20 protein-coding genes are annotated in these 23,509 nt (G+C 53.9%); 13 read left to right on the top strand and 7 right to left on the bottom strand.

Translation table 11 applies throughout. The features are described from left to right. Positions 1 to 83: 83 nt before the first annotated feature. The 3 genes from VMS83_RS09285 (at position 84) to VMS83_RS09275 (ending at position 7,341) form a co-directional block, all read left to right on the top strand. Complete coding sequence (locus tag VMS83_RS09285) at positions 84 to 1,886, top strand: PAS domain-containing sensor histidine kinase (protein WP_325412093.1); 1,803 nt, start codon at positions 84 to 86, stop codon at positions 1,884 to 1,886. Then, positions 1,876 to 2,241, top strand: coding sequence for a response regulator (locus VMS83_RS09280; RefSeq protein ID WP_325412091.1), 366 nt, complete (start codon positions 1,876 to 1,878; stop codon positions 2,239 to 2,241). The genes VMS83_RS09285 and VMS83_RS09280 overlap by 11 nt, the downstream gene beginning before the upstream one ends. A 183-nt stretch (positions 2,242 to 2,424) precedes the next feature. After that, the gene (locus tag VMS83_RS09275) at positions 2,425 to 7,341 is read left to right on the top strand and encodes a PAS domain S-box protein (protein ID WP_325412089.1); all 4,917 of its coding nucleotides are present in this window, start codon (positions 2,425 to 2,427) and stop codon (positions 7,339 to 7,341) included. A 228-nt stretch (positions 7,342 to 7,569) separates the two neighbouring features. On the opposite strand, the gene VMS83_RS09270 is transcribed toward VMS83_RS09275, so the two are convergent. Together VMS83_RS09270 and dcd are read right to left on the bottom strand one after the other, a co-directional pair. Further along, positions 7,570 to 9,414 (bottom strand): threonine--tRNA ligase, encoded by a 1,845-nt coding sequence (locus VMS83_RS09270; RefSeq protein WP_325412087.1) that lies wholly within the window; start codon positions 9,412 to 9,414, stop codon positions 7,570 to 7,572. Between the two features lie 60 nt (positions 9,415 to 9,474). After that, on the bottom strand, positions 9,475 to 10,074 hold the full coding sequence (gene dcd, locus VMS83_RS09265; RefSeq protein ID WP_325412085.1) for a dCTP deaminase: 600 nt from the start codon (positions 10,072 to 10,074) through the stop codon (positions 9,475 to 9,477). Positions 10,075 to 10,521: 447 nt separating this feature from the next. On the opposite strand from dcd, the gene VMS83_RS09260 reads away from it, so the two are divergent. The 7 genes from VMS83_RS09260 to VMS83_RS09230 all read left to right on the top strand — a co-directional run bounded on the left by VMS83_RS09260 (position 10,522) and on the right by VMS83_RS09230 (position 17,457). Further along, positions 10,522 to 11,538, top strand: a complete 1,017-nt coding sequence (locus VMS83_RS09260; protein WP_325412083.1) for a DsrE family protein — start codon at positions 10,522 to 10,524, stop codon at positions 11,536 to 11,538. A gap of 60 nt (positions 11,539 to 11,598) precedes the next feature. Continuing rightward, a complete protein-coding gene (locus tag VMS83_RS09255) occupies positions 11,599 to 12,534 on the top strand; it encodes an MBL fold metallo-hydrolase (protein ID WP_325412081.1) in 936 nt (311 codons plus the stop codon). Positions 12,535 to 12,904: 370 nt separating this feature from the next. Continuing rightward, the gene (locus tag VMS83_RS09250; protein ID WP_325412079.1) at positions 12,905 to 13,168 is read left to right on the top strand and encodes a 4Fe-4S binding protein; all 264 of its coding nucleotides are present in this window, start codon (positions 12,905 to 12,907) and stop codon (positions 13,166 to 13,168) included. Positions 13,169 to 13,192: 24 nt separating this feature from the next. Further along, positions 13,193 to 13,603 (top strand): molybdopterin dinucleotide binding domain-containing protein, encoded by a 411-nt coding sequence (locus VMS83_RS09245; RefSeq protein WP_325412077.1) that lies wholly within the window; start codon positions 13,193 to 13,195, stop codon positions 13,601 to 13,603. A gap of 6 nt (positions 13,604 to 13,609) precedes the next feature. Next, on the top strand, positions 13,610 to 14,935 hold the full coding sequence (locus VMS83_RS09240; protein WP_325412075.1) for a formylmethanofuran dehydrogenase subunit B: 1,326 nt from the start codon (positions 13,610 to 13,612) through the stop codon (positions 14,933 to 14,935). After that, positions 14,936 to 16,645 (top strand): formylmethanofuran dehydrogenase subunit A, encoded by a 1,710-nt coding sequence (locus tag VMS83_RS09235; RefSeq protein WP_325412073.1) that lies wholly within the window; start codon positions 14,936 to 14,938, stop codon positions 16,643 to 16,645. A gap of 11 nt (positions 16,646 to 16,656) precedes the next feature. Beyond that, positions 16,657 to 17,457, top strand: coding sequence for a formylmethanofuran dehydrogenase subunit C (locus tag VMS83_RS09230; RefSeq protein ID WP_325412071.1), 801 nt, complete (start codon positions 16,657 to 16,659; stop codon positions 17,455 to 17,457). A gap of 77 nt (positions 17,458 to 17,534) precedes the next feature. Here the strand turns inward: VMS83_RS09230 and VMS83_RS09225 are convergent, their stop codons facing one another. From VMS83_RS09225 to VMS83_RS09215, 3 genes are read right to left on the bottom strand one after another with little or no spacing between them, the layout of a single operon-like run. Then, on the bottom strand, positions 17,535 to 18,110 hold the full coding sequence (locus VMS83_RS09225; protein WP_325412069.1) for a class I SAM-dependent methyltransferase: 576 nt from the start codon (positions 18,108 to 18,110) through the stop codon (positions 17,535 to 17,537). An 8-nt stretch (positions 18,111 to 18,118) separates the two neighbouring features. Next, positions 18,119 to 18,487, bottom strand: a complete 369-nt coding sequence (locus VMS83_RS09220; RefSeq protein ID WP_325412068.1) for a hypothetical protein — start codon at positions 18,485 to 18,487, stop codon at positions 18,119 to 18,121. Further along, positions 18,474 to 19,643 (bottom strand): aminotransferase class V-fold PLP-dependent enzyme, encoded by a 1,170-nt coding sequence (locus VMS83_RS09215; protein ID WP_325412066.1) that lies wholly within the window; start codon positions 19,641 to 19,643, stop codon positions 18,474 to 18,476. Before VMS83_RS09215 ends, VMS83_RS09220 begins: the two co-directional genes overlap by 14 nt. Before the next feature lie 155 nt (positions 19,644 to 19,798). Between VMS83_RS09215 and VMS83_RS09210 the strand changes: the two genes are divergently transcribed. After that, on the top strand, positions 19,799 to 20,065 hold the full coding sequence (locus tag VMS83_RS09210; protein ID WP_325412064.1) for a rubredoxin: 267 nt from the start codon (positions 19,799 to 19,801) through the stop codon (positions 20,063 to 20,065). A 132-nt stretch (positions 20,066 to 20,197) separates the two neighbouring features. Here the strand turns inward: VMS83_RS09210 and VMS83_RS09205 are convergent, their stop codons facing one another. After that, a complete protein-coding gene (locus VMS83_RS09205; protein WP_325412061.1) occupies positions 20,198 to 20,425 on the bottom strand; it encodes a KTSC domain-containing protein in 228 nt (75 codons plus the stop codon). Positions 20,426 to 20,537: 112 nt separating this feature from the next. Continuing rightward, positions 20,538 to 21,413: a 4Fe-4S binding protein gene (locus VMS83_RS09200; protein WP_325412059.1), complete on the bottom strand. Its 876-nt coding sequence runs from the start codon at positions 21,411 to 21,413 to the stop codon at positions 20,538 to 20,540. 89 nt (positions 21,414 to 21,502) lie between these two features. On the opposite strand from VMS83_RS09200, the gene VMS83_RS09195 reads away from it, so the two are divergent. Beyond that, complete coding sequence (locus VMS83_RS09195) at positions 21,503 to 22,075, top strand: hypothetical protein (protein WP_325412057.1); 573 nt, start codon at positions 21,503 to 21,505, stop codon at positions 22,073 to 22,075. 205 nt (positions 22,076 to 22,280) lie between these two features. Continuing rightward, positions 22,281 to 23,504 (top strand): DsrE family protein, encoded by a 1,224-nt coding sequence (locus VMS83_RS09190; protein WP_325412055.1) that lies wholly within the window; start codon positions 22,281 to 22,283, stop codon positions 23,502 to 23,504. The last annotated feature ends 5 nt before the right edge of the window (positions 23,505 to 23,509 follow it).

The raw sequence follows: 23,509 nt of genomic DNA, 5'->3' as shown, positions 1-23,509 counted from the left end.
CTTTTTCGGGATACACTCCGATCTGTAACCGTATACACGACAATGACAGGTTTATAGGGTAGCAGTGTTAATGCAAGGTACGCATGGAGCGGCCGATCACTATCTGGAGAGTTTCAATCTCTCATACGGATTTTGTCCGCACCATAGTTATCGCCTCGCTGACCCTCTCCTCCATCCTGATCACGACGATTGCCCTTGCCAAGAATGCCGGCGCCATCTACCCCCAGCTCTTCTATTTTCCCATTCTCTACGCAACCTATTTTTACCCTAAGCGCGGCATCATTCTCGCCGGTCTTTGTGGCGTTGTCTATGAATGCCTGGTCTATTTCTCGCTTTTTCCGGATATGCTCGCACTCTGGGGATCCACCGGCCAGGCAATCCTTTTCATCTGCGTGGCACTCGCTGTAGCCTACTTTACCAATTTGCTCCGGGTCTCTGAGGCACGGTACCGAAGTATCTTCGAAAACTCATTGCTCGGGATCATTCTCTTTGATAAAAACCAGTTCATGATCCGCCTGGCCAACCACCAGATCGCAGCCATGCTAGGATACAGCGTGGAAGAGATCAGCCAACGGACATTCTCGGATCTCTTTTTCACGCATGAGCTCCGTCGCCGGTTTTTTGAGCATCTGGGATCCGGGGAGGAGATACGAAATTTCGAGACCTGCTTTACCACGAAAAACGGGGAACCACACTGGGTCAATCTTTCCTGGAGCCGCATTGATGATACCATCGTGAGCTGTTCCATCACTGACATCAACGCAGAAAAACTTGCTCGGGAGCTTGCAGCTGACAGCTCGACCCAGTATCAGCAGGTGACCGAGAGCTCCCCTACCGGCATGGTGATCACCGATCATACAAAAATTCTTTTTGCAAATCCTGCCTTTTCCCTGTTCTCAGGATATGGACCGGAAGAGTGCATCAACAGGGACATTACCGATATCGTTACCGATGAGGATAAGGATCGGTTCCTGAAATTTGCCCATCGGTGGAATATACCCTCCCCGGTTCCGGATCGTTCGGAGTTCCGTTTTGTTACCAAGAGAGGGGAGATCAGGCGGGCGGTGCTTTACTTTACCCCCATAATCCGGAACAACCGGCCGGCATGTCTGGTGAATATTGTAGATAATACCGAGTGGGAGGAATACCGGGAGCGGGTAGAACAGACACGGGAACGGCGGAGGGAAATGATGAGGGCAGTTGCCCATGAACTCAGGACACCCCTCCAGCCGGTGCTGGGTTACCTCAACCTCCTCCTTCAGGATCCCCAGTCGTTTGGGGTAACTGAGGAAACCAGGCAAATCCTTGACCGCTGTGCAAAGAGCGTGGACCGTGAACGGCAGATCATTAACCAGATGCTGGAGCTCTCCGTGCTTGAGGGTGAGGAGACCAGCCTTGATTATTCTGTCTTCTCTGTAGGCGGCATGGTCAACGCCGTAATCGCGGGAGGGGGATATGCCCTCAAGGCCGAAATCGCCATCGACATTCCCCAGGATCTCCTCTTTGAAGCAGACCGTCAGAAACTGTCCTATGTTATTGATGTCCTTGTGGCAAACGGGGTGAGTTATTCCAAGCCCCCAAAGAAGATCTGGATCACGTACCGCGGCTCACCGTCACACCCGTTCCATCGCCTCGCAGTACAGGACAACGGGATAGGTATAACCGAGGCCCAGCTCGATGCGATCTTCAAACCCGAAGAAGAGGGTAGTCCTCATCCTTCCGGGCAGGCATTAGGGGGGTCCGGACTCTCTCTTGCCATAGCCAAGAAGTATGTCCAGCTCCACGGAGGATACATCAGCGTGGACAGTATTGTGAATATCGGGAGTACCTTTACCATCCATATTCCGAAAAAACGACCAGACACGGTTGATCACCATGAAACGTAAGATTGTAGTCATCGAGGATGACCAGCCAATCCTCGACCTTATGGGCATCCTGTTACAGAAACTGGGATACGAGCCGGTCCTTATCGCAAACGGTCTCGATGCACTGACCTCGGTGCGGGCGGATCCCCCGGCCCTGATCCTGCTCGATATCATGATGTCACCCCTCTCGGGGTGGGAGTTCCTGGAACGGTTGAGAACGGAGTACAACCAAAGGGAAATTCCGGTGATCCTCTTTACGGCATCGCCAACGGTACCGGAAAAGATGAAAAAACTCAACGATCCCAAGGTCGGTATTCTCCAGAAACCGGTTACCTTTGATGAGCTCAGAGCTGCGATTGCACAGTTTCTCGAATAACGTTCCGGCCAAGAGACAGGATGCCGATACAATCTGATGACGCTGTGCACCATCCACTCTTTTTCCTTTGCACTCCGGAGCGCAGTGACCATAGTGGGCGGGAAAGCTGGTATGCACGCTTAAGTATGTTGAAAAACGATGGGAATATGTGTAAAGTTTGACCCGGCCCTGCCGGAGGCAGTCATGATCTCGGTCCTGTATGTTGACGATGAATCTGCACTCCTTGAAGTAACAAAAAATTTTATGGAGCGGGGCGGTGAGTTCAGGGTCGATACTGCCACCTCGGCCCGCGAGGCCATTGAGAAGCTGAAGGCAGGACGGTACGATGCCCTGGTTGCAGACTATCTGATGCAGGATATGGATGGGCTGGACCTCCTCAGGTATCTCCGCCCGCGCTGTAACGGGATGCCGTTCATCCTCTTTACCGGGAAAGGCGGTGAAGAGGTAGCCATTGAAGCGCTCAATGCAGGTGCTGATTTCTATCTCCAGAAAAAAGGTTCACCCCGGACCCAGTTTGCGGAACTGGAGACAAAAATCCGTTCTGCTGTTGCACGGCGGCAGAACGATCTTACCCTCCGGACTTCCGAAGAGAATCTGCGGTTCCTCATGGAGGGGGTTCCGGAGATTGTCTATTCTCTTAATCATGAAGGTCTGATCACCTACATCAGCCCCCGTATCAGCCAGTTTGGTTATGATCCCAAGGATCTGATGGGCAGGGACTTTGCAGTGCTCATCAGTGCAGAAGATATTCCGGGCATCGGCCGCCAGCTGGCTGAAGTACAGCAGGGAAAATCCGTATCCTTCGAGTTCAGGATCATGGATGCAGGCAGGCAGACCCATCTGATGCGAGCTTTCTGCACCCCCCGGACCGAGAGAGGCCGGTTCACGGGAGCGTCTGGGGTGCTCGCGGATGTCTCCGAATCAGCCTCTGCGGTTGAAGAAAGCCGCAGACAGGCGGATCTGTTCCGGGCACTCATGGATCTCTCTTTTGAGGGAACACTGATTATCAATGCGACAACCGGCACCTATCTTGAGTTCAATGATGAGGCATGCCGGCAACTGGGCTATACCCGCGAAGAGATGAGCGCACAAAACCTGATGGCCCCGGAGGAAGGGAGCATATCGGACAAAATCCGGGAAAAGATCCCGGAAATTCTCCGGCAGGGAACAACTACCTTTGACATCCAGTATCGGACCAAAGATGGCCGGCCGCGGGAGGTGCGCGTGAAGGCGCGTGTCCTTGTGGATGATGACGCCACCCGGACCATCGGAGTTATCCTCCACGACAGTACCGAAGAGCATGGGCAGATGCAGATCCTTGCAGGGCAGGTGCATGACCTGGACGAGAATTTTGAACAGGCACCCCTTGCTCACGCTGTACTCTCCCCGGAAGGTACATTGACCCGTATCAACCGGAGTGGTGCGGAGCTGCTGGACCGTCCCGCACAGGAAATAACCGGGCAGCCCCTTACCGGATTCTTTGATGAGAGCGAACAGTTACGGCTCTCTGAAAAACTCAGGGAACTGAAGCAGGCCGGCAGGATTCATGCAGCCCCGTTTTCCCTTCATTCACGTGAGGGAAGAAAGGTAATGGTCTCAATTGACGGGAATGTTCTCCCGGATAATGACGGAAAGATCCGCCGGCTGCTAATTACCCTCACAGATATCACCGAACAGGAAAAAAAGACCGCAGACCTTGAAACGGTAGCCACTGCAGCCGGCGGAATACTCGCCGGCGCCCGGGTTGGCATCTTTGTCTGCAGCCCGGACCGTCAGGTTACCGGCTGGAACCCTGCCATGGAAGATATCACCGGCATATCCACGCAGGAAGCCTGTGGCCAGGACTATACCAAGGTGCTCCCGTTCCTGAACCTGCCCGGGGCAGACGCCTTGGCTGCACGCACCCTTGCCGGGGAGATCATTGCAACCCCGGATGTACGGTATGAGTATCCTGCTACAGGGAAATGCGGATGGGTGCGATCGATCGTATCCCCCTTACGGGATACCTCCGGAAAAATTACCGGGATCATCTGTGTCGTTCAGGAAATTACCCCCCGGATAAAGGCTCTCCTGAAGCTGAAAGCTGAACACCGGCTCTATGCCATCGGCGCATATATCAATACCGCTGCCTCAACCTTCCGCGATCTGGAAACACTGCTGGACGAAACATGCAGGATCGCTGTCGATGGCGATATCGTTGCCATGGCATGGATCGGACTTTTCGATCATACGGAGGGAATCCTCCGTCCCGTGGCTCAGGCTGGAACCGGCAGAGAAGTGCAAAAGGAAGGTTACCCGGTTTCCGGAACCGGCGGGGAGCACTCCCTTTCAGTACAGGCCCTGACAAGCGGTCTCGCCTGCATATCCGGAGACAGCGGAAGCGATACCCCTGTGCAGCCCGAAAACGAAGGTGCGTGCAGCAACGGATACCCGTCATCAGTTGCTATTCCCTTCCGGCTGAAGCGGGAAGTCGTAGGTGTAATAACCCTGTATTCCGGCCAACCCTCCATATTCTCACTGGAAGAAAGCGATGCAGTCACGATAGTTGGATCTGCCCTCTCTTCAGCGCTTGATCTCCTCGACAAAAAAACCCTCCAGCGCCAGGCCGGCAAAGGCGGGCACGGGAGCTGGGAGCGCTCCAGGTTCCTTGCCGAAGGAATTGAGGCAGGAGCCGTCCCGTTCGCTGCAGTATATGAAGACGGGAGTACCGGGGCGGTGAACATGGCACTCTGCTCACTGCTGGGCTATAGTGAGGAGGAACTGCTCTCTCTTCGACTGGACGGTTTACTTGGAAGGTCAGAAAAAGGAGCAGAGCGGTTCAGGCAGGTGATCATGACAAAAACGCCGGACCGTTTTGAGGAACGGGTCAGGAAAAAAGACGGGGGGCAGATATATGCCGATATCTTCCTCCAGGCCATCTCGGACGAGACCAGCGGCCAGACATGTGCCGGTGTATTTATTATTGACAGCACTGAACGGAAACAACATCTGGATGCGCTGGAAAAGGACAGGGAGCGGTACCGCGCATTCTTTGAAACAATGTGCGCAGCGGTTGTGATAGCGACACCGGATGGTACCATCCTTGCCGCAAGCCCGGCCGCGTGCAGGCTGCTTGGCCAGACAGAGGGTGTACTTTGCCAAACCAATAGCCCGTGGTTCGCCAGAGATGGTGACCCGAGGTTTGTTGAACTTGCGCGGAGGTGCGAAGAGAGCGGCCATGCCGAAGGCGAGCTGAGACTGGTCACGGGAACCGGGGCGGGACTGGATGTGCATGTTGAAGCGGCCAGGTTTCTGGATCAGGAACATGGGGCGGTTCTGACTCTGCTGCTTTCACCGGGTTTTGGGTCACATCAGGCAGATGCGGAGGCCAAAGAAGAGTGGATCGCCGCTTTCCTCGATACCCTTCCAGAACCGGCAAGGAGGCACGACGCCGAGGGCGACCGCTGTATTTTCAACCGCGCATGGGGTGTATTTACCGGCAGGACCGCGGAAGATCTGGAGGGGGACGGATGGATGGCCGGTGTTCATCCCGATGATCGCGCGCAGGTCCGTAAAAGCCTGCAGAGTGCGGCAGACCACAGGGAGCCCTTTGTTACGGAATACCGGCTCATGCATCATTCCGGTGAATACCGGTGGATCCGCGAGACCTGTCTGCCCGACAGTACCGGGAGCAGGATCACCTGTGTCTGTTCGGACATTCATGCCTGCCGGCAGGCTGAAGTAAGGTACAAGGAAGAAAAGGGACTGTACCGGGCCCTGCTGGATATGATATCCGATGCCGCGATTATCGGTGTCGACACGATTCTGGATTGTAATGCTGCGGCAGCCCGGCTCTTTGCCTGTACCCGGGAAGACCTGATCGGGCAGTACCTGTTCGTACATGTCCCCTCCCGTCAGCCGGATGGACGGCAGTCCGTGGATGCAGCCCGGCATTACCTTGATGCAGCCATCACCGGAACGCCTCAGGTATTTCCCTGGACATTTACCCGGGACGACGGTTCAGAGATCGAGACCCGGGTAACCCTGATCCCATCCGTTTCTCTTGGGGAACAACGGGTACTTGCGATCATCACCGATAGTACCCGGCAGAATGCTGCGGAACGCAAGATTCTGAGACTTGAGTCTTATCCGGAGATGAACCCCAACCCGGTCATGGAGGTCGGGAAGGACAGGACCGTCAGATTTGCCAATCCGGCATCTTTCTCAGTGCTGTCGGATCTTGGTTTGTCCGGGGATCTCACTGCATTCCTGCCGGCAGATTTTGATTCAATCGTTACCGTATTTGCGCGAGGGCCGGCACCCGCCGTCACCCGCGTGGTGCACCTCAAAGAACGCTCGTTCCAGGAAACACTCTGTCCCTCACCCGAACCAAATACTGTCCGTATTTATGCCTACGATATCACTGACAGGGAACAGGCAGCGGATGCTCTTGCATATGCCAACCACAAAATGGGTATCCTTACCAGCATCACCCGGCATGACATCCAGAACAAGCTGACCGGTGTGATGGGATATCTCGATCTCCTCCGGGTCTCCCTGCGGGATCCCCTGTTGACAGAATACCTGGATAAGGCCGAATCATCAGCCGATGCAATCAGGCACCATATTGAGTTTACCAGGGATTATGAGTCTCTCGGGGGAACAGTTCCTGTGTGGCAGGAGATATCCCCCATCATGGCCGAGATCAGATCACATTTTGATCTGAGTGCAATCACTCTCGAAGAACCATCTCCCGGTTTTGCGGTCTTTGCGGATCCCATGTTTGCCAAGGTTCTGTACAACCTTGTCGACAATTCATTACGCCACGGGGTACATGTCCGGCACATCCGCATTTCCGGTTCCCCGTTCGAAAGTGCTTATATGCTCACCTATGAGGACGACGGGATGGGGATACCGGAAGATAAAAAGGCCCTGATCTTCGAACGGGGATTTACCACCTCTTCCGGCCCGGAAAAATCGTCGGGGCTCGGCCTCTTCCTTGCCCGTGATATCCTTGCCATCACCGGCATCACCATAAAAGAAACCGGTATGCCCGGGAAAGGTTCCCGATTTGAGATGCTCATCCCACCCGGTAAATGGCGGATCGGACAGAAAGAATAATCCCGGGACACTGCAGAAATATCTCCCGAATAATAACCCGAAACGATCTCATCATACACTGAACTGCATCTGTACCTGAGTGTTTTTGAAAAAGTACAGTGACAGGGGCAAACCTTTTAAAAAAAGTACTCTGGTAATCCCGGACTTTTTTGCAATTTTCAGATGCAATGCCGGAGGTTTCTGAAGACAAAGGCACGCGTTCCTGTCAAACCGGCCGAAAAAAAGAGATCAGATATACCGTGCCTTCAGCGAGAGCTTTCGTGGCGTATAAAGCGGACGGAAAGGTTTGTCCGCAGTCTCGTTCTTTATCGTAGCGGTGAGTGAATCTGCGGTCATCTGCTCCTTGTAGGGCTTGTTTGGTTCGGATTTCTTCCGGATTGTGACCGTGAGTTTTTTACTTGCCATCTCGTCATCGCCAATGACGATGACATAGGGCACCCAGTCCATACCGGCTTCCCTGATCTTCTTACCCACGCTTTCGTCACGGTCATCGAGATCGCACCGGATGTTCTGTGCATTGAAAGCGTCACAGACTTCCTGCGCATAGGACGTGTGGCGCTCAGCGACCGGCACAATACGTGCCTGGACCGGCGAGAGCCATGTCGGAAGTGCCGGCACTTTCTGGGTGGAGATATTCTCGAGGATCGCACAGATTACCCGCTCAACGCTGCCGGTCGGGGAGCAGTGGAGGATGGGGGGATACACCGGGGTTCCGTCATCCTTGAAGTACTTGATATTGAACCGGGTTGAACTCTCTACGTCGATCTGGACAGTCGGGTTCTCGATGGGGCGGTTCTGGCCGTCAATAGCTGCAAGGTCGATCTTTGCCTCCCAGTAGTGGACACGCTCGGAGAGGATCTCGATAAGCATCGGGCAGCCGGAGTCCTTTACAATCTTTTTCACCCAGGCCTCGTTCTCCTCATAGAACTTCCTTGTGCACCGGAATGCAGCGACAAGCCGGGTCTCGAAATCTCTGCCGGTCTGCCAGCCGATAGCCAACTGCTCCTCGAAGCACTTCATTGCCTCAGGCATATCGGTACAGAGCGAGTGCATGTCGGGCATGGTAAATGCACGCAGGCGTTTGAGACCGATAACTTCACCCTTCTGCTCGTGCCGGAAGGAGTAGGTGGAGAGTTCGTACATTTTCAGGGGGAGGGTATTTTTCGATATGTGCATGTCCCGCATGATCGAGAACATGCCAAAGCAGGCAGCAAACCGGAGCATCATGTTCCGGTTGTTGCTCTTGAACCGGTACTGCCGCTCGCCGAATTTGTCTGCATGCTCATAGATCGCCTTGTCACCCAGGTCGTACATGACCGGGGTCTCGACAGGCGTTGCACCGTACGGCAGCAGGATGGCAAGTACGTAATCAGCCAGGAGATCGCGGATGAGTTTTCCCTTCGGCATCCAGCGCAGGCAGCCGACATCACTGGCCGGTTCATAATCGACAAGCTCTTTTGAGCGCATCAAGTCCACATGGGCCGGCTCGCCACCGGTAGGTTCAGCCACGCCCAGTTCCTTTTTGACCAGGCAGCCAAACGATGTGTTGTCAAGATACTTGTGGTAGTCGTGGGTCTGCCCGTCCGGAGTCATGACAAACCAGTCATGGGTGGCCTCTTTCTTGCCCAGCTTCTTTGAGACTGCTTCCCCTTCCTCACCGGGAACGATGGTCTTGGAGAGCTCGGAAAGCGGGTGGCCCTTGCAAGAGATCTTGAAGGACTTGTACCAGCCAAACGGAGCGCGCTTGACCGCAAAGCCTTCTGCGGCAAGGCCATCCTTGAGGGCATTGAGGACCGGGACCGCCACCTCGGGCCGGGCAAGGTCGCTGGACAGGTGGGCATATGGGTAAATGACAATTTTGTCCGTGTGCACCTGGCCGGAAGTCTTTTTTACCTCTTCGATAGCCTGGAGGATGACACCATCCAGGTCCTCTTCATCGACAGACTCAACTGCGGCAAAGACTGTCAGCGCATCTTCCTCGCGATCGGAGAGGACTGCCCCCTCCTCTGCCATCTTTGTCTTCTTTTTGGCTTCGTATTCAATGTAATCTGAATGTATCAGAAGAAGTCGCATTGCTTCATCTCCCTTCCGGAACGGTTATCCGTATAAAATGAGTTCTTAAGGTATATACCCTCATTGCCCCCGGTTGTCCGGCAGGTGGGGGGATTTTTGCCCGCAGGTCTTATTTTTGTTCCCGGGGTACCGGGAGAGCGTGGCCTGGCGCTGGTCGAGATACTTGGCATCGGTCTTTTTGTCGTACGGGCTCTCCGCCCGTTCGGTCGTGTAGAAAACGAGCTGGCCGACCGGCATACCTGCGTAGACCCTGACAGGCCGTGCATTGACATTGGCCATCTCAAGGGTAATAGTACCCCGGAAACCAGCGTCGATCCAGCCGCCGGTCTGGTGGAGGGTAACACCAAGCCGGGCAATACTCGATTTGCCTTCGATAGTGGCAACAATGTTATCAGGCAGACCGATACATTCCAGGGTCTCGGCAAGCACGAACTGGCCGGGGTTTAAGGTAAATGCGTCAGCATGGGTTTCACCCACATCGGCAGTTACGCTCGCCTTGTCGTACGGGTCAATAACCTGAGGACCCGGGTTATACCAGACAAAATGGTTGCCGAGCCGGATATCGATCGAGTTGGGCTGCACAAGCGCAGGATCATAGGGATCGATCCTGATATGGCCCCGGGTGATCCGGTCCCGGAGCTGCCAGTCAACGAGAATCATGAGATACCCGGTTGGTGGTAATCGGTGATAAGGACTCCCGGTAAAGTCCAAGAAAACCGCACCCCGGACACTTTCAGGAGATCCTGACAATTGTGAAAATGGCAGGTGCAACAGAGTCCCCGGTATTTCAACCGGGACCGGGCCATGGAGGTCGGGCTTTATAAGTAAAACAGGATAATATCCCGGACGAACATACACCCCGGGGATAGTTCATCGATGACCACGAATGTATTTTTCTTCAGTACGGTTCTTGCACAGGAGCGGTTATCATGGATCGATCACGCGTTCAAATTTTATTATCAAAAAAAACAGGGTGAACGCCCATCTGATACCCCGGAATCTGAAAAACGATCAGACAGTACGATTTTTCTTACCGGGGATGCCCTTTACAGCCTCAATGAGGCTGAATCCAGGAACATATGGGCATCAGTGTTGTCGTTACCCCAGGTGAAGATTATCTGCGACCGCGATGCGCTGGAGCACCGGGGCATCTCCCTGGAACCGCTCCCGGAGCGGTTCATGGATCAGATATCCACTCTTCCGGGGGATGACCAAAAAGGGAGCCCTTCATTCTGGACTGCTCTCATATCAGCAGCACGGGACCGGTGCCGGCAACATCCTCCACAGATCGGATGGCTGCAGATTTCATCACCCTATATGTTTCCTTCATCGGAATATGGAATCCGTTGTCTTACGACAGCGCTCAATCTCGGCTGCGGGGTGAGCCTGTATGCTTGTCTTGATGGGTGCCATATCTTTCATACCGGCCAGAACCCGGAAAACAGGGAGAACCTTGGTGAGGCTACCGAAAGGCTGGCAAAACAAGCAGCAGAAAAAAACATTCCCTGTACTGTGACAAGCAGCAGATATTCTGCCAGCGCACGGGGATACCAGTCCTGGGATGACGGCATGGGAACGATCGGTTCATCGTTTGCCATCAAGTCTTCGCACATCAGGGATGTGGGTGTCCTGATTCGTCAGAGCAGGGATGTCCATCTCCTGCTCTCAGAGAACGCCGGCATCATCTATAACGCATCCCATGATGAAGTCAAAGATCCGTATCCAGGTTCTCCATTACTTCACGACCCGGCGGTCGTTATCCTGATTACCCACAGCCCGTACAGTACGGAATATGCGTATGGAGCGATCTCTCTTGCTGTTGCCTGCGCCCACGAGGGAATCCCGGCCCACGTGATCTTTCTGGAAGAAGGAATTTTTGTTCTGACCGGGGAACACCGGGCACCAGGAGAATCCGGGGCCATTACGCTGCCCGAGCTGATCTCCCGCCTTTCCGGAAGCGAGAACCTGCAGTTCTTTGTTCTGGCCTCCTCACTCCATAAAAGGGGGATGGTAAAGAATGGAACTCTTGCAGCAGTGACCGAGATTGGTTTCGATGAACTCGGAGCCCTGCTGTTTGCCCCATCTGACACAGGAGAAAGCAGCCGGAGGATCCTGTTTTTCTGACCCGGTAGAGTCATCTTTCGGGAAAACCTCTTCTGGCCGTCCGCAATATAGTACATCGTTATGACTGATGAGGCTCCCCGTCTCCGTGAAGCAGAACGTGCAGAGATCACCGTGCTGGTCGACAACTATACGGATATCTTTGTTCCTTCGCAGAAGTCTGTTGACCACAGGCCTCCGTTTGCGCTGGACAGGCCCCTCCTGGCAGAACATGGCCTGTCCTGCTTTATCAAAGTCGTCGCAAACGGGAAGGAACATACTATTCTGATGGATACCAGTCTTTCGTGCGGGTGCATGCTTCATAACGCGTGCCAGCTGGGAATGGATCCTGCACAGACCGAAGCAATCGTTCTGAGTCACGGCCATTTCGATCATACCGGAGGACTGTCCGCAGTTCTCCACAGGGTAGGGCACCAGATGCCGCTCATCGTCCATCCGGATGCATTCCTTTCCCGCAGGCTTAAAAGTCAGGGTAAAATTGTCGATCTCCCCCGGCTCGATCCCGTCAGCCTGAAAAAAGACGGGGCTGCCATTCTTGAACGTCCCGGGCCCTCGCTTCTTGCATCCGGTCACCTGCTTGTTACCGGTGCGATTGAACGGACGGTGGAATTTGAAAAGGGTTTCCCGGGTATGGAGGCACACGTAGGGGGGAAATGGATACCGGATCAGATACTGGACGACCAGGGTCTGGTTATCAATATCAAGGGTAAGGGCCTTGTTGTCATCAGCGGGTGTGCCCATGCCGGGATAATCAACACAATCCGGTATGCACAGAAGGTTACTGGTGTTGATTGCGTTTATGCGGTGCTGGGCGGGTTCCATCTGACCGGGCCGCTCTTCGAACCGGTCATTGCACCCACCGTTGAAGCCATGAAACAGATAAATCCGGAATACCTCGTTCCTATGCACTGCACCGGGTGGGAAGCAATCAACCGGTTCTTCTCTGCATTTCCCAAAGCAGGTATCCTGAATACGGTGGGGACAACATATATCTTTTAACTATTTATTGAAATTAACTTGCGGCAAACGAAAGGTAAGAAATCTGATTGCCGTAATGGAATCCGAACCAGATTCGCGCGTTGGCGTGATTTTTACCGTTCCGGCAGGTATGACAGATCCAATAATTATTTTACAAGAAAAATATTGGAAAATAATTCGGGGAGAACGCCCAAAAAACCGGATCCTGCTCTCATCGTAGGTCAATATTGAAAGAAAAATTATCTCGTGAGTTAAACATCCATATAAAAAATAAAATATCGTTAAAATATTACGGTTTACCAACTGCAAACATAACAACGTTTAATTACTGTTTCCGGGCAACCGTTGGATTAGGAACTTTGATTCCATCAATTGTTTGTGTGTGATAAGTATGGCGTTTTCAGTTCATGTCAACGTAAACCGGTGTACCGGCTGTGGTAACTGCGTTACTGCATGCCCGGTGAATGCACTGGAACTGTTCACACTTGATCCCGTGACCAGAGAAAAGATCTACCAGGTCCAGGACGGTGTTTCAGTGAGTCTTGATGTCAAGACTGAACTATGTGCCGGTTGTGGCGTATGCGTAGAAGCATGCCCATATGATGTAATCCAGTTATCCGGAAAGGGTGAAGGAGGATCACTGGTCAACGGTTGACCGCAAGACCAGTGAGATGATATCATGGCCGAGAAAAAGATTACCCTCAATATTATCACATGCCGCACCATTCAGCAGGGTGTGGGCATGGAGGCTGGCAAGACTTCCCAGAAGTACTTTGATGCCTGCACGATCATCCAGATGCACCCGGAGGATTTCAAGAGACTGGGCGCCTGGAGGAATACCAATGTGCGTGTCACCAGCTCTGTCGGGAGTGTTATATTAAAGGCAGTCGAAACACGCGAGGACCTCGTTCCGGGCTTGGCCCATATCCCAATGGGCCCCTGGGCAAACCGGATAGTTCCGGCATACACATTCTCCACGGGAGAACCCTGTTTCAAGGGATTCCCTGCTGATGTCGAGGTTGCTGCAAACGAACGGATTTTTGGTGCGATTGAAGTATTGCAGGACGCCTGCGGACTTATCAGGAAGTGATGAAGGATGCCAAAAGAAGTAACTGATGTTATCTGCCCGTTCTGCGGTACCCTGTGCGATGATCTCGTCGTCACTGTATCCGATGACAACAAGACGATCCTTGGTGTCAAGAACGCGTGTGCAATTGGTTCAGAAAAATTCAACCACCAGCGCCTCCCGGGTCGTGTCAAGCGCCCGCGGATGAGACAGGCTGACGGGACATACAAGGAGATCACCTACGACGAGGCAATCGACTGGACAGCAAAGATGCTCGTCAAGTCACGAAAGACTCTGATGTATGGCTGGGCATCCACCAGTTGTCAGGCAATGAATATCGGCCACGAAATTGCAGAAAAGACCGGTTGTATCGTGGACAACTGCGCAACCGTCTGCCACGGCTCCTCGCTTATTGCCATCGAAGATGTCGGTGTCCCGAGTTGTACCCTTGGTGAAGTCAAGAACCGTGCCGACCGTGTTATCTTCTGGGGCTGCAACCCGGCACACGCCCACCCCCGCCACATGTCCCGGTACTCGATCTTCCCGCGTGGATTCTTCACGGTCAAAGGCCACAAGGGCCGGAAGATCTACTGCGTTGACTGCCGGTACACCGATACCGCAAAATGTGCTGACGAGTTCATCCAGGTCCAGCAGGGCTTTGACTACGAACTTCTTAACGCCTTCAGGACCGCAGCCCGCGGCGAAGTACTCCCTGACACTGTCGGCGGTGTACCCAAAGAGAAGATCTACGAAATTGTAGAGGATCTCAAACAGGGCCGGTTCGTTATCATCTTCTTCGGTATGGGCCTTACCCACACCATGGGCAGGAACCACAACATCGATATCGCCATCAACCTGACCCGTGACTTAAACGACTTTACAAAAGCTGCGATCATGGCCATGAGGGGTCACTGGAACGTTACCGGTTCCGGCCAGGTGCTCGGCTGGCAGTACGGGTTCCCGTATGCAGTTGATCTCTCACGGAGGGACCAGGCACGTCACCAGACCGGAGAGACGACCTCTGTTGATCTCCTGAACAGAAACGAAGTTGAAGCCTGCTTCTATATTGCGACCGACCCCGGCGCACACTTCCCGGTCAATGCAATGATCAGCAGTTCAAGAAAACCGACCGTCACCATCGACCCGCATATCAACTGCACGACCGAGATCTCGGATCTCCATATCCCGGTTGCCCTTGTCGGTGTCGAAGTCGGCGGTTGCGCCTATCGTATGGACAACGTTCCGATCGAGACCCGTAAGGTTGTCGACCCGCCAGAGGGCGTGCTCACGGACGAAGAACTCTTGACGAAGATCAACAACCGTGTTGACGAACTTCTCGCACAGGGAGGCGCGTAAATGTCTGAATATCTCATCAAGAACGGCCACGTCTTTGACCCGACCCAAGGAATCAAGGGCGACAAGAAGGACATTGCCGTCAAGGATGGCAAGATCGTCGACAATGTCAGCTCCGGCGCAAAAATTATTGATGCCAAGGGCAAGACCGTCATGGCAGGTGCCATCGAGGTTCACGCCCACGTGGCAGGCCCCAAGGTCAACGCAGGCCGCTGGTACCGCCCCGAAGACAAGCATTTTGACTCCCATAAGACACCCGGCATTACAAGAATTGAGGGAGGCAAGTCCATTCCGACGGTCTTCAAGACCGGCTACGAGTACGCCCGCATGGGATTCACGTTTGCCATGGAAGCCGCCATGCCCCCGCTCTACGCAAGGCATGTCCACGAGGAGATCCACGACACCCCCATCATCGATGAGGCGGCACTCCCGGTCTTCGGGAACAACTGGTTCATCCTTGAGTACCTCAAGAACCATGAGGTCGAGAACACCGCGGCCTACATTGCATGGATCCTACGCCAGACCAAGGGCTATGGGGTCAAGTGTGTCAATCCCGGCGGCACGGAAGCCTGGGCATGGGGACTGAACTGCCTCACCATCCGCGACCCGGTCCCGTATTTTGACATCACACCGGCAGAGATCATCAAGGGCCTGATCGAGGCAAACGAGTACCTCGGTCTCCCGCACTCGATGCACCTCCACCAGAATGACCTCGGCAATCCCGGTAACTACAAGACCACGATCGAATCACTGGCACTTGCAGAAGGGATGAAGGCCACGAACAACTTCGGCCGCGAGCAGGTCCTGCACTCCACGCACCTCCAGTTCCATTCTTATAAGGGTACGAATTGGGGCGACTTTGAGTCCGGTGCAAAGGAGGTCATGGACTACGTCAACAAGCAGAAGAACCTGACCATCGATACCGGTAACGTCACCCTTGACGAGACCACCACAATGACTGCGGATGGTCCGTTCGAGCACCACCTTCACAGCATCAACCACTTAAAGTGGTTTAACGTGGACGTGGAGCTTGAAACCGCAGCGGGTATCGTGCCGTTCATCTACGACCCAAGCAACGCCGTCTTCTGCTCCCAGTGGGCAGTCGGGCTTGAAATTCCACTCTATGCAAAGGACCCGATGCGCTGTTTCATCACCACTGACCACCCGAATGCAGGACCGTTCACCCGCTACCCGCGTGTTTACTCATGGCTCATGAGCAAGAAGGTCCGTGACGATTTGCTCAACTCCTTCAAAAAAGCCGACAAGGTCATCGGTGCCACAAACATCGCAAACATCGACCGCGAGATCACGCTCTACGAGCTGGCAGCCATGACCCGCGCTGGGCCGGCAAAATGCCTGGGCCTTTCCAAGGACTACGGCGGCTTAAAGCCCGGCATGAACGCAGACATCGCCATCTACAACATCAACCCGGACAAATTCCCGTCGACCGGACCCGAGATCGAGAAGGCATTTGCCCAGGTCGCCTACCTCTTCAAGGATGGGAAGATCTGCGTTGAAGGCGGCAAAGTCGTCGACATGGGTCACAAGCAGACCTTCTGGGTGGACGCCAAGGTCAACGAAAACAAGCAGGTCATGCATGATATCAGGGAGAAGTTCCTCCGCTACTACAGCGTGAACGAGAACAACTACCCGGTTCCCGAAAGCTATGCACCGCACCAGCACATCATCAGCGTGGATGCAACCCAGGCGTGAGGTGAAAAGACATGAACACGGTTACACTCACAATAAAAAAGCAACCGGAACTCTACCTGGAATGCGAGAAGGTCATCCCTGACGTTTTTGCCGGCAAGACTGTCGACGAGATCGCAAAACTTCCTGCATACCAGGGAAAGGAGATCGAGACGCTCGGTGACTTCTTTACCATCACCGGAGAAGCCGGGGCAACGGCGGCAGACACGAAAATCGTCGTGAACGGCGACTGCACGAAGATGAAGTATCTCGGTGCGAAGATGACCGCCGGCGAGATGGTTGTCAACTCTGCCTGCGATATGTATACCGGCAGCTGGATGAAGGGAGGGAAACTCACCGTCAATGGTGATGTCCATTCCTTCTGCGGCCTTGCAATGGCGGGCGGCGAGTTCACCATCAACGGCAACGCCGGAAACTACCTTGGCGCAGCCTACCGTGGCGACTGGAGAGGTATGAGCGGTGGCGTCCTCCGCGTGAAGGGCAATGCCGGCTCGGATGTTGCCAGTTTCATGACCGGTGGCACACTCATCATCGAGGGAAGTGTCGACATCCACCTCGGTACCCACATGGAAGGAGGCAAGATCATACTCAAGGGCAATGCAAACCGCCGTGTCGGCGGACAGCTGGTCAAGGGTGAGATCTATGTCTTTGGCACCGTCAACGTCATGATGCCCGGCTACAAGCCTGCCGGGGAAGTTGAACTCGAAGTTGACGGCACCAAGGCGAAATTTGTCGATTATATCGGCGATCTTGGGGAACGCCACCCCAAGCGAAAGGGCGAGACCGTTTACGGCCACCTTTACATGAAAAAATAATTTTTAAACAACCGTCACACACGAGGGGGGATTATTTCCCCTCACCACTTTTTTTTAGATTCGGCGTTCCTGTCTAGTTATTTCTGTGCGATCAGGATACAGAGACCCTGCAGGTCCCGTTCAGGGGAAACCCGGGAAAAACCTGCAGCAGCAAGCATCCCGGTCACATCATCAACCGTAAAGAACGTTGCAAACTTCAGGAACCGGCCCTGATGCTCCGGCACTCCTTCCCTTTTTGCGATCCCGCCTCCCTTTTCCAGGAACGCAGTCACAAGAATTCCTCCCTGCCGTATCACCCGGAAGGCTTCGCTGAACGAACGGGCAGGATCGTCCATGAAACAGATGACCGTCATCATGAGAATGCAGTCGAAGGTGTTGGCCCGGTAGGGCAAAAATTCCCCCACGCCCTGCACTGTTTCGATTCCCCGCTTATTTGCAAGGGCGCTGAGGGAGGGCGAAGGATCGAGCCCGTGCCGGATGCCAAGACGGGAAGCAAACCTCCCGGAGCCAACGCCAACCTCGAGCTTCATCCTCCCTTCAGGCAGAACGCGCATCAGGAGCGCGAGCTGCTCCTGGTAGATTGCCGGGTGTGTTTCAAACCAGTGATCGTACTCCCCCGCGTACCGTTTGAAGACAAAACGAGAGGCATCCATCCCGCCTGTCACCCCTTGGGTTGCCGGATATTCATCCTCTCCCGGATGGAGTCTGTGATTCCGTGCATCTTCCGGATACCCTGTTCACCATCACGGGAGTAGAAGAGAAGGAGGTGGAAGTAGTCCGAGATCAGATCGATGGATTCTTTCCGGTACCGTACTTCGACACTGGTGTCTCCGGCAAATCCCTTGATGGAGATAAAATACTCCTGCTCGAAGGAGAAGTACGGCCGCTTCATGTGGGGATATTCTTTGACGGTCCCGAATGACCGGAGAAATGCCAGGAATGCAGGGGTGAGAGGTTCATCGAGGATATATTCTTTCATCAGGGAGCCATCGACGCAGACCTTGGTCTGGACGGATTTAACGATCCGCACCCTCGGCCACCTCCCGCACTGCACCTGCTGCCACAAGGCACTCCTCCGGTGTTGTAAGGTGGGAGAAACTCACCCGCACGCAGCCTTTGCCGGAATCGATCCGGTCGTGAACGAGCGGGGCACAGTGGAGGCCGGTCCTTGTCACGATGTTGTACGCCTTTCCGAGGATGTAACCGGTCTCATCGTTATTCAGGTTCCGTATGTTAAAGGAGACCACCGGGAGGTCAGGAGCCGGGGTGTAAAGGAGAATATCCGGGTTTCTTTTGATCTCCTTAATGAAGAGGAATAAGAGATCTTTGCACTTTCGGGCGATTGTATCCACGCCTTCCCGCTCGATATACCGGATGCCGGCAAGGAGTGATGCAATACCGGGATAATTCGGCGTGCCGGTCTCAAACTTCTGCGGCATATCCACCGGCTGGGAAAGCAGATGCGAATCCGTGCCGGTCCCGCCCTGCCGTACCGGCGCGATCGCTTCCGGGTCATTGAGGTAAAACCCGCCAATGCCGGGAATCCCGAAGAGTGCTTTATGTCCGGTAAAGACAAATGCACCGGCGGGAATTGCTGACAGGTTGATGGGAACCTGCCCCGCAGTCTGGGCGCCGTCAACAACAAGGAAAATATCATTGGCCCTGCAGTATTCCGCAATGGGCCGGATATCCTGCAGGGAGCCAAGCACATTGCTCCCGTGTGTCATGACCACGAGCCGGGTCTCGGGCCGGATTGCCTTTTTGATCTCATGGAGCGTGACATGCCCCTCCTGGAACGGCACCACGGAAAGCGAGAGGTGCCCTTCTCCGGCAAGGGAATGCAGGGGGCGGAGAACGGAGTTGTGCTCCAGTTCTGTTGTGATCGCATGGAACGGTTTTTTCTCTTTTTTCACAAACCCGTGGATGAGCAGGTTAAGGGAATCCGTTGCGCTCCCGGTGAAGATGAAATGACCGGGCTCCCCTGCATGGAGAAGACCGGCAAGGGCATCCCGGGTTGCCGAGGGATAATCCGTGATTCCCCCGGCCGTTGATCGCCCGAGCTCGAAAAAGGGTGTCTGCAGGCATCGGGCAACTTCCTCAAGGACTTCGTGCGGTTTTGGCCAGCTCGTTGCCGCATTGTTGAGGTAGATGAGAGGGGGTCCGCCTGCTTCCGTGTTCCCTGCCATTGCTACCAATTAGGTCATGGTCCGATTTGGTTCTTTTGCCATGAATCTAGGGGGTAGGAGCATTCGTGGTCTGTAATATTTCAATACGCTAATATGGTGGTGAATGACAATAGTGTACATACCTGAGTGCAGGCGAATAACACGAGGTTATCACGATGGATAAGTATGTGTGTATGATGTGCGGTCATATCTATGACCCGGCAATCGGTGAGACCAAGGCATTCAACAACACGATCCTGGTCAACACGGACAGGATGGAAGAGTATGAGGGTAAGGTTATGGCGGCCCAGCCGATCAAGGCCGGCACGGACTTTGCCAACCTTCCTGCTGACTGGAAGTGCCCCTCCTGCGGTCACCCCAAGTCCTACTTCCGCAAGATGGAGCCCGACACCCTCCGTGCCATGCGGACGATCAGCTACTGAAGTACTTTTTGTTTCCCTTTTTTTCTGTTTGAAGGTTCATACCGGTGGTTCTCCAAAAACCGGTTCCTGTCAACCGGCGCCAGTGCTAGGACGGGCTTAGCCGATCACACGAACGGGCCGGGAGTGCAGGATTTACTGGTATCCTGCCACTTCTATACGGGGGATCTTCCCTTCAATGGTCTCCTGGTACAGCCGCTCAGGGAAGGTAGCATGAAAAAGGGCACTGTACACGTCATAGGGCACCGGCGCATAATATCTCCGCACCCCGCCCGGCAAGACCACAACCAGTTGCTTGTTCTGTATGTCATACCCCAGTTCACGGATCCCGTTCGAAACATGTCTGTCCCATACGATACTCATTGCACACATCCTCCATGCACAACCGGGAAGGTTGTGAATGCCGACCTTTTTTCCTGCGGGACGATAAATGTTTGCCGAAGTATGAAAACAGGAATAAGAAATGAAAAAAGGATTATCCTTCAATCATTTTCACAATGGTCTTCTTGAACTCATCGAACTCAAGCTCGTCCAGCTGCTCGGGCAGCAGCGAGCCTGACGAAGCCTGCCGGTAAATCCAGTAGATAATCTTGTCCACGACCCGGATCACATCCTCCTGCGTCTTCACATCGATCAAGTGCCGGCCCATCTTCGGATGCCGGCCCCGGTGGCCACCCACGGTAATGCGGTACTCCGGGTCGGTGCCCCGGATGAGGTGGAACGGGCAGGGCTTGATGCAGAACCCGCATTCCATACATAAGTTCTGCTGGAGGACAACAATCCCGTCCTGTACACTGATCGCCTTTTCACGGCAGTAGTTGGTGCAGGTGCCGCAGCCGGTGCAGAGCCCGGGGTCGCGGATCGGCCGCTGGATACCGGTGATCCCAATCTCGTTGAGCCGCTCACTCTCGCAGCCGTTCGGGCAGGAGGAGATGGCGATCCGCACCTTCACCGGCAGTTCCTTTCCGAAGAACTTCTTATCGATCTCCTCGGCAAGGCCCACACTGTCAATGATGCCAAACTTGCAGTGCCGGGTACCCAGGCACGCGGTTACGTTCACGACTTCTTCCCGTTCGGCACCAAGCGGTGTGCCATTACGGGCGAGATCATCGACAAGCGCTTCGAGTTTTGAAGTCTCCACATGCGGGAGTTCCATGGTCTGGCGGGTGGTGAGATGGATCTTCCCAATCCCGTGCCGGGTGGCTACCTCCCCGAGTCCCTTCAGCTGTTCAGGGGAGATCATACCCGCCGGCATGCGGAGCCTGACAATACAGAAGTCGGGGTCGCATTCGGTGATGATCCCTCCCCTTGTATAGAGGTCCTGGTTGACCCGTTGGCTTCGGCGTGGCATAGTATGGTCAAATGGTTAGCCGTACGAACGGATAGACATTGTCAAAGTACTAACGATTATACTATTCAGTCACCTAGTATAGTACAATTATGCCGAAGCAGTCCGAATACATGGAGGCTTTTTTCGGGGTGGAGCTCAACCAGAAATTTGAGGACATGATCAATGAGCTCAGGGACGTCGAAGATGATCTCAAGGAACTCTCCAAGGAGATCGGAACACTGAGCCAGAGCCTTACCCCGGAAGAGTTCAACGAATTCATCAAGGAGTTTCGGGCTGTTTCCTATGAGAACGCCCAGCAGATCAAGGATGTCCGGACGTTCCTTGACTTCTACCTCAAATCCGACAAGACCTCCACCCATATCATCCTTGAGCGGGATGCATACATGAAGATCTACCAGATCTTCAAGTGGGATGGTTCTGATGTGCGGGACTTAAAACGCTGGATAAAAGAACTCAGCGAACTCTGCGACAAGATCGGCCTGAATCCCCGTGATCTGATCAATTTCAAGAAACTCACGGCCCGGCCGGTACCGGACGACCTCGCAAAGTTTCCGGTTTATGCACTCGACAAACAGGGTTATTGTCTCACCGGACCGGCTTTCGATATGGTCCTCCATGTCGATGAAGTCCGTGAGCAGATGGACAGCGATTCTCACGAATAATTTTTTTTCTTTGGGATCGGGAAACGAAAGTTCCTTTCCCGGTTGTAGTTCTCCACCGTCTTTCAAGGTACGATGATTACTTTCGATTAAAAAGGAGGATTATTAATAACATTAACAAAAAATCTGGGCTCACGGCAGAACATAATAGATAAATAACGTGATTTCCAATCATCAGTATCCCTGCATGACTGTACATTTTTTTCTTTTGAGGGACACACTCACGGTGGAGCGGCTCGGCTGGATCGATGAGCTCCTGAAATTTTATTTTTTGAAACTCAATCCCCAGAGTTTCCGCCATACCACGCATGAGCGCGAGGCAGTATTCATCTTTTTTTTAACCGGTGACGCCCTGTACAGCCTCCAGATGCCGGAATCCATCGAGATCTGGGAGAGTATCTTTTCCCTGCCCTCAATAAAGATTGTCTGCGACCAGGAAGAACTCGCCCTCCGGGGTATTACGGTCGAACACCTCAAGATGAAAAACCCGGATCTTGTCATTACCCATAACAGCCTGGCGCTCAACGGGAAACCCTCGTTCTGGAAGGATGTCATGAAATATGCCCGCCAGCATGAACAACCGATCCCAAGCACCATTGGGTATCTCCACATGGCCTCCCCGTATATGTACCAGTCTTCGGGTACCCTGCTCCAGTGTCTCGGTGCGGCACTCGAATCCCATGCATCCTGGGACCTCTACTGCTACCTTGACGGGATCCATACCGGGCACCAGGGCCAGGCCCCGCTGGACGGGGAAAATGTCGGAGAGGGACTGGACAATCTTGAAGAGCGGGCGGGAAAACGCGGTCTGCACGGTCAGATCATGTCCAGTGTCCATTGTGCATCTGCACGGGGGTACTGCACGCACGAAAAGGGTAAAGAGGCGCTGGTCCCGGCCTGTACCATCAGGCCTGTCAGGATCCGGACGGCAAACGAGATCGCCGCGCATTTCAGGAGCAACCATATCATCCTTGCCGAAAACTGTGGATCCGTGGCCATAAAAAAAGAGACAATCCGGCCCGGGCTGAGCTTCGATGAGAAGTGGAGGGTTCCCCCGGTAAATATCCTCATCACCCGTCACCCGTATGGCTCAGAGTATGCTTCAGGCGCACTCTCTTTTGCCCTCGCGTGTGCAACAAAGGAGATCCAGACCCGTGTTATCTTCATCGAAGATGGTGTTTATACCCTGTCAGGTACCCACTCCTGCAATAACAGACCGCACTGCGTTAACCTGCAGGAGGTTGTTGACGCTGCATCGGGGAGTGAAAATCTTCAGTTTTTCGCCTATACGCCCTCTCTCCAGGCACGGAATATGCGTAAAAATCCCAAACTGACCGGGGTGATCCCGGTGGGAAGTTCAGATCTCGGCAACCTTCTCTTCTTCCCGCCAACCGGTATCGTGGCAAACCACCAGAGAATCCTGTTTTTTTAATAACC

Source organism: Methanoregula sp., assembly GCF_035543475.1.
Taxonomy (GTDB): Archaea; Halobacteriota; Methanomicrobia; order Methanomicrobiales; family Methanospirillaceae; genus Methanoregula.
The sequence above is the reverse complement of the archived record's forward strand: the minus strand, read 5'-3'. Positions and strand labels throughout refer to the sequence as shown.

What these genes read in the sequence shown, in the direction of transcription:
- VMS83_RS09195 (WP_325412057.1), top strand. Translation starts at nt 21,503, where the DNA reads ATGCCGAAGCAGTCCGAATACATGGAGGCTTTTTTCGGGGTGGAGCTC.
- VMS83_RS09280 (WP_325412091.1), top strand. Translation starts at nt 1,876, where the DNA reads ATGAAACGTAAGATTGTAGTCATCGAGGATGACCAGCCAATCCTCGAC.
- VMS83_RS09200 (WP_325412059.1), bottom strand. Translation starts at nt 21,413, where the DNA reads ATGCCACGCCGAAGCCAACGGGTCAACCAGGACCTCTATACAAGGGGA.
- VMS83_RS09245 (WP_325412077.1), top strand. Translation starts at nt 13,193, where the DNA reads ATGGCCGAGAAAAAGATTACCCTCAATATTATCACATGCCGCACCATT.
- VMS83_RS09255 (WP_325412081.1), top strand. Translation starts at nt 11,599, where the DNA reads ATGACTGATGAGGCTCCCCGTCTCCGTGAAGCAGAACGTGCAGAGATC.
- VMS83_RS09240 (WP_325412075.1), top strand. Translation starts at nt 13,610, where the DNA reads ATGCCAAAAGAAGTAACTGATGTTATCTGCCCGTTCTGCGGTACCCTG.
- VMS83_RS09225 (WP_325412069.1), bottom strand. Translation starts at nt 18,110, where the DNA reads ATGGATGCCTCTCGTTTTGTCTTCAAACGGTACGCGGGGGAGTACGAT.
- VMS83_RS09250 (WP_325412079.1), top strand. Translation starts at nt 12,905, where the DNA reads ATGGCGTTTTCAGTTCATGTCAACGTAAACCGGTGTACCGGCTGTGGT.
- VMS83_RS09210 (WP_325412064.1), top strand. Translation starts at nt 19,799, where the DNA reads ATGGATAAGTATGTGTGTATGATGTGCGGTCATATCTATGACCCGGCA.
- VMS83_RS09235 (WP_325412073.1), top strand. Translation starts at nt 14,936, where the DNA reads ATGTCTGAATATCTCATCAAGAACGGCCACGTCTTTGACCCGACCCAA.
- VMS83_RS09285 (WP_325412093.1), top strand. Translation starts at nt 84, where the DNA reads ATGGAGCGGCCGATCACTATCTGGAGAGTTTCAATCTCTCATACGGAT.
- VMS83_RS09230 (WP_325412071.1), top strand. Translation starts at nt 16,657, where the DNA reads ATGAACACGGTTACACTCACAATAAAAAAGCAACCGGAACTCTACCTG.
- VMS83_RS09270 (WP_325412087.1), bottom strand. Translation starts at nt 9,414, where the DNA reads ATGCGACTTCTTCTGATACATTCAGATTACATTGAATACGAAGCCAAA.
- VMS83_RS09275 (WP_325412089.1), top strand. Translation starts at nt 2,425, where the DNA reads ATGATCTCGGTCCTGTATGTTGACGATGAATCTGCACTCCTTGAAGTA.
- VMS83_RS09215 (WP_325412066.1), bottom strand. Translation starts at nt 19,643, where the DNA reads ATGGCAGGGAACACGGAAGCAGGCGGACCCCCTCTCATCTACCTCAAC.
- VMS83_RS09205 (WP_325412061.1), bottom strand. Translation starts at nt 20,425, where the DNA reads ATGAGTATCGTATGGGACAGACATGTTTCGAACGGGATCCGTGAACTG.
- dcd (WP_325412085.1), bottom strand. Translation starts at nt 10,074, where the DNA reads ATGATTCTCGTTGACTGGCAGCTCCGGGACCGGATCACCCGGGGCCAT.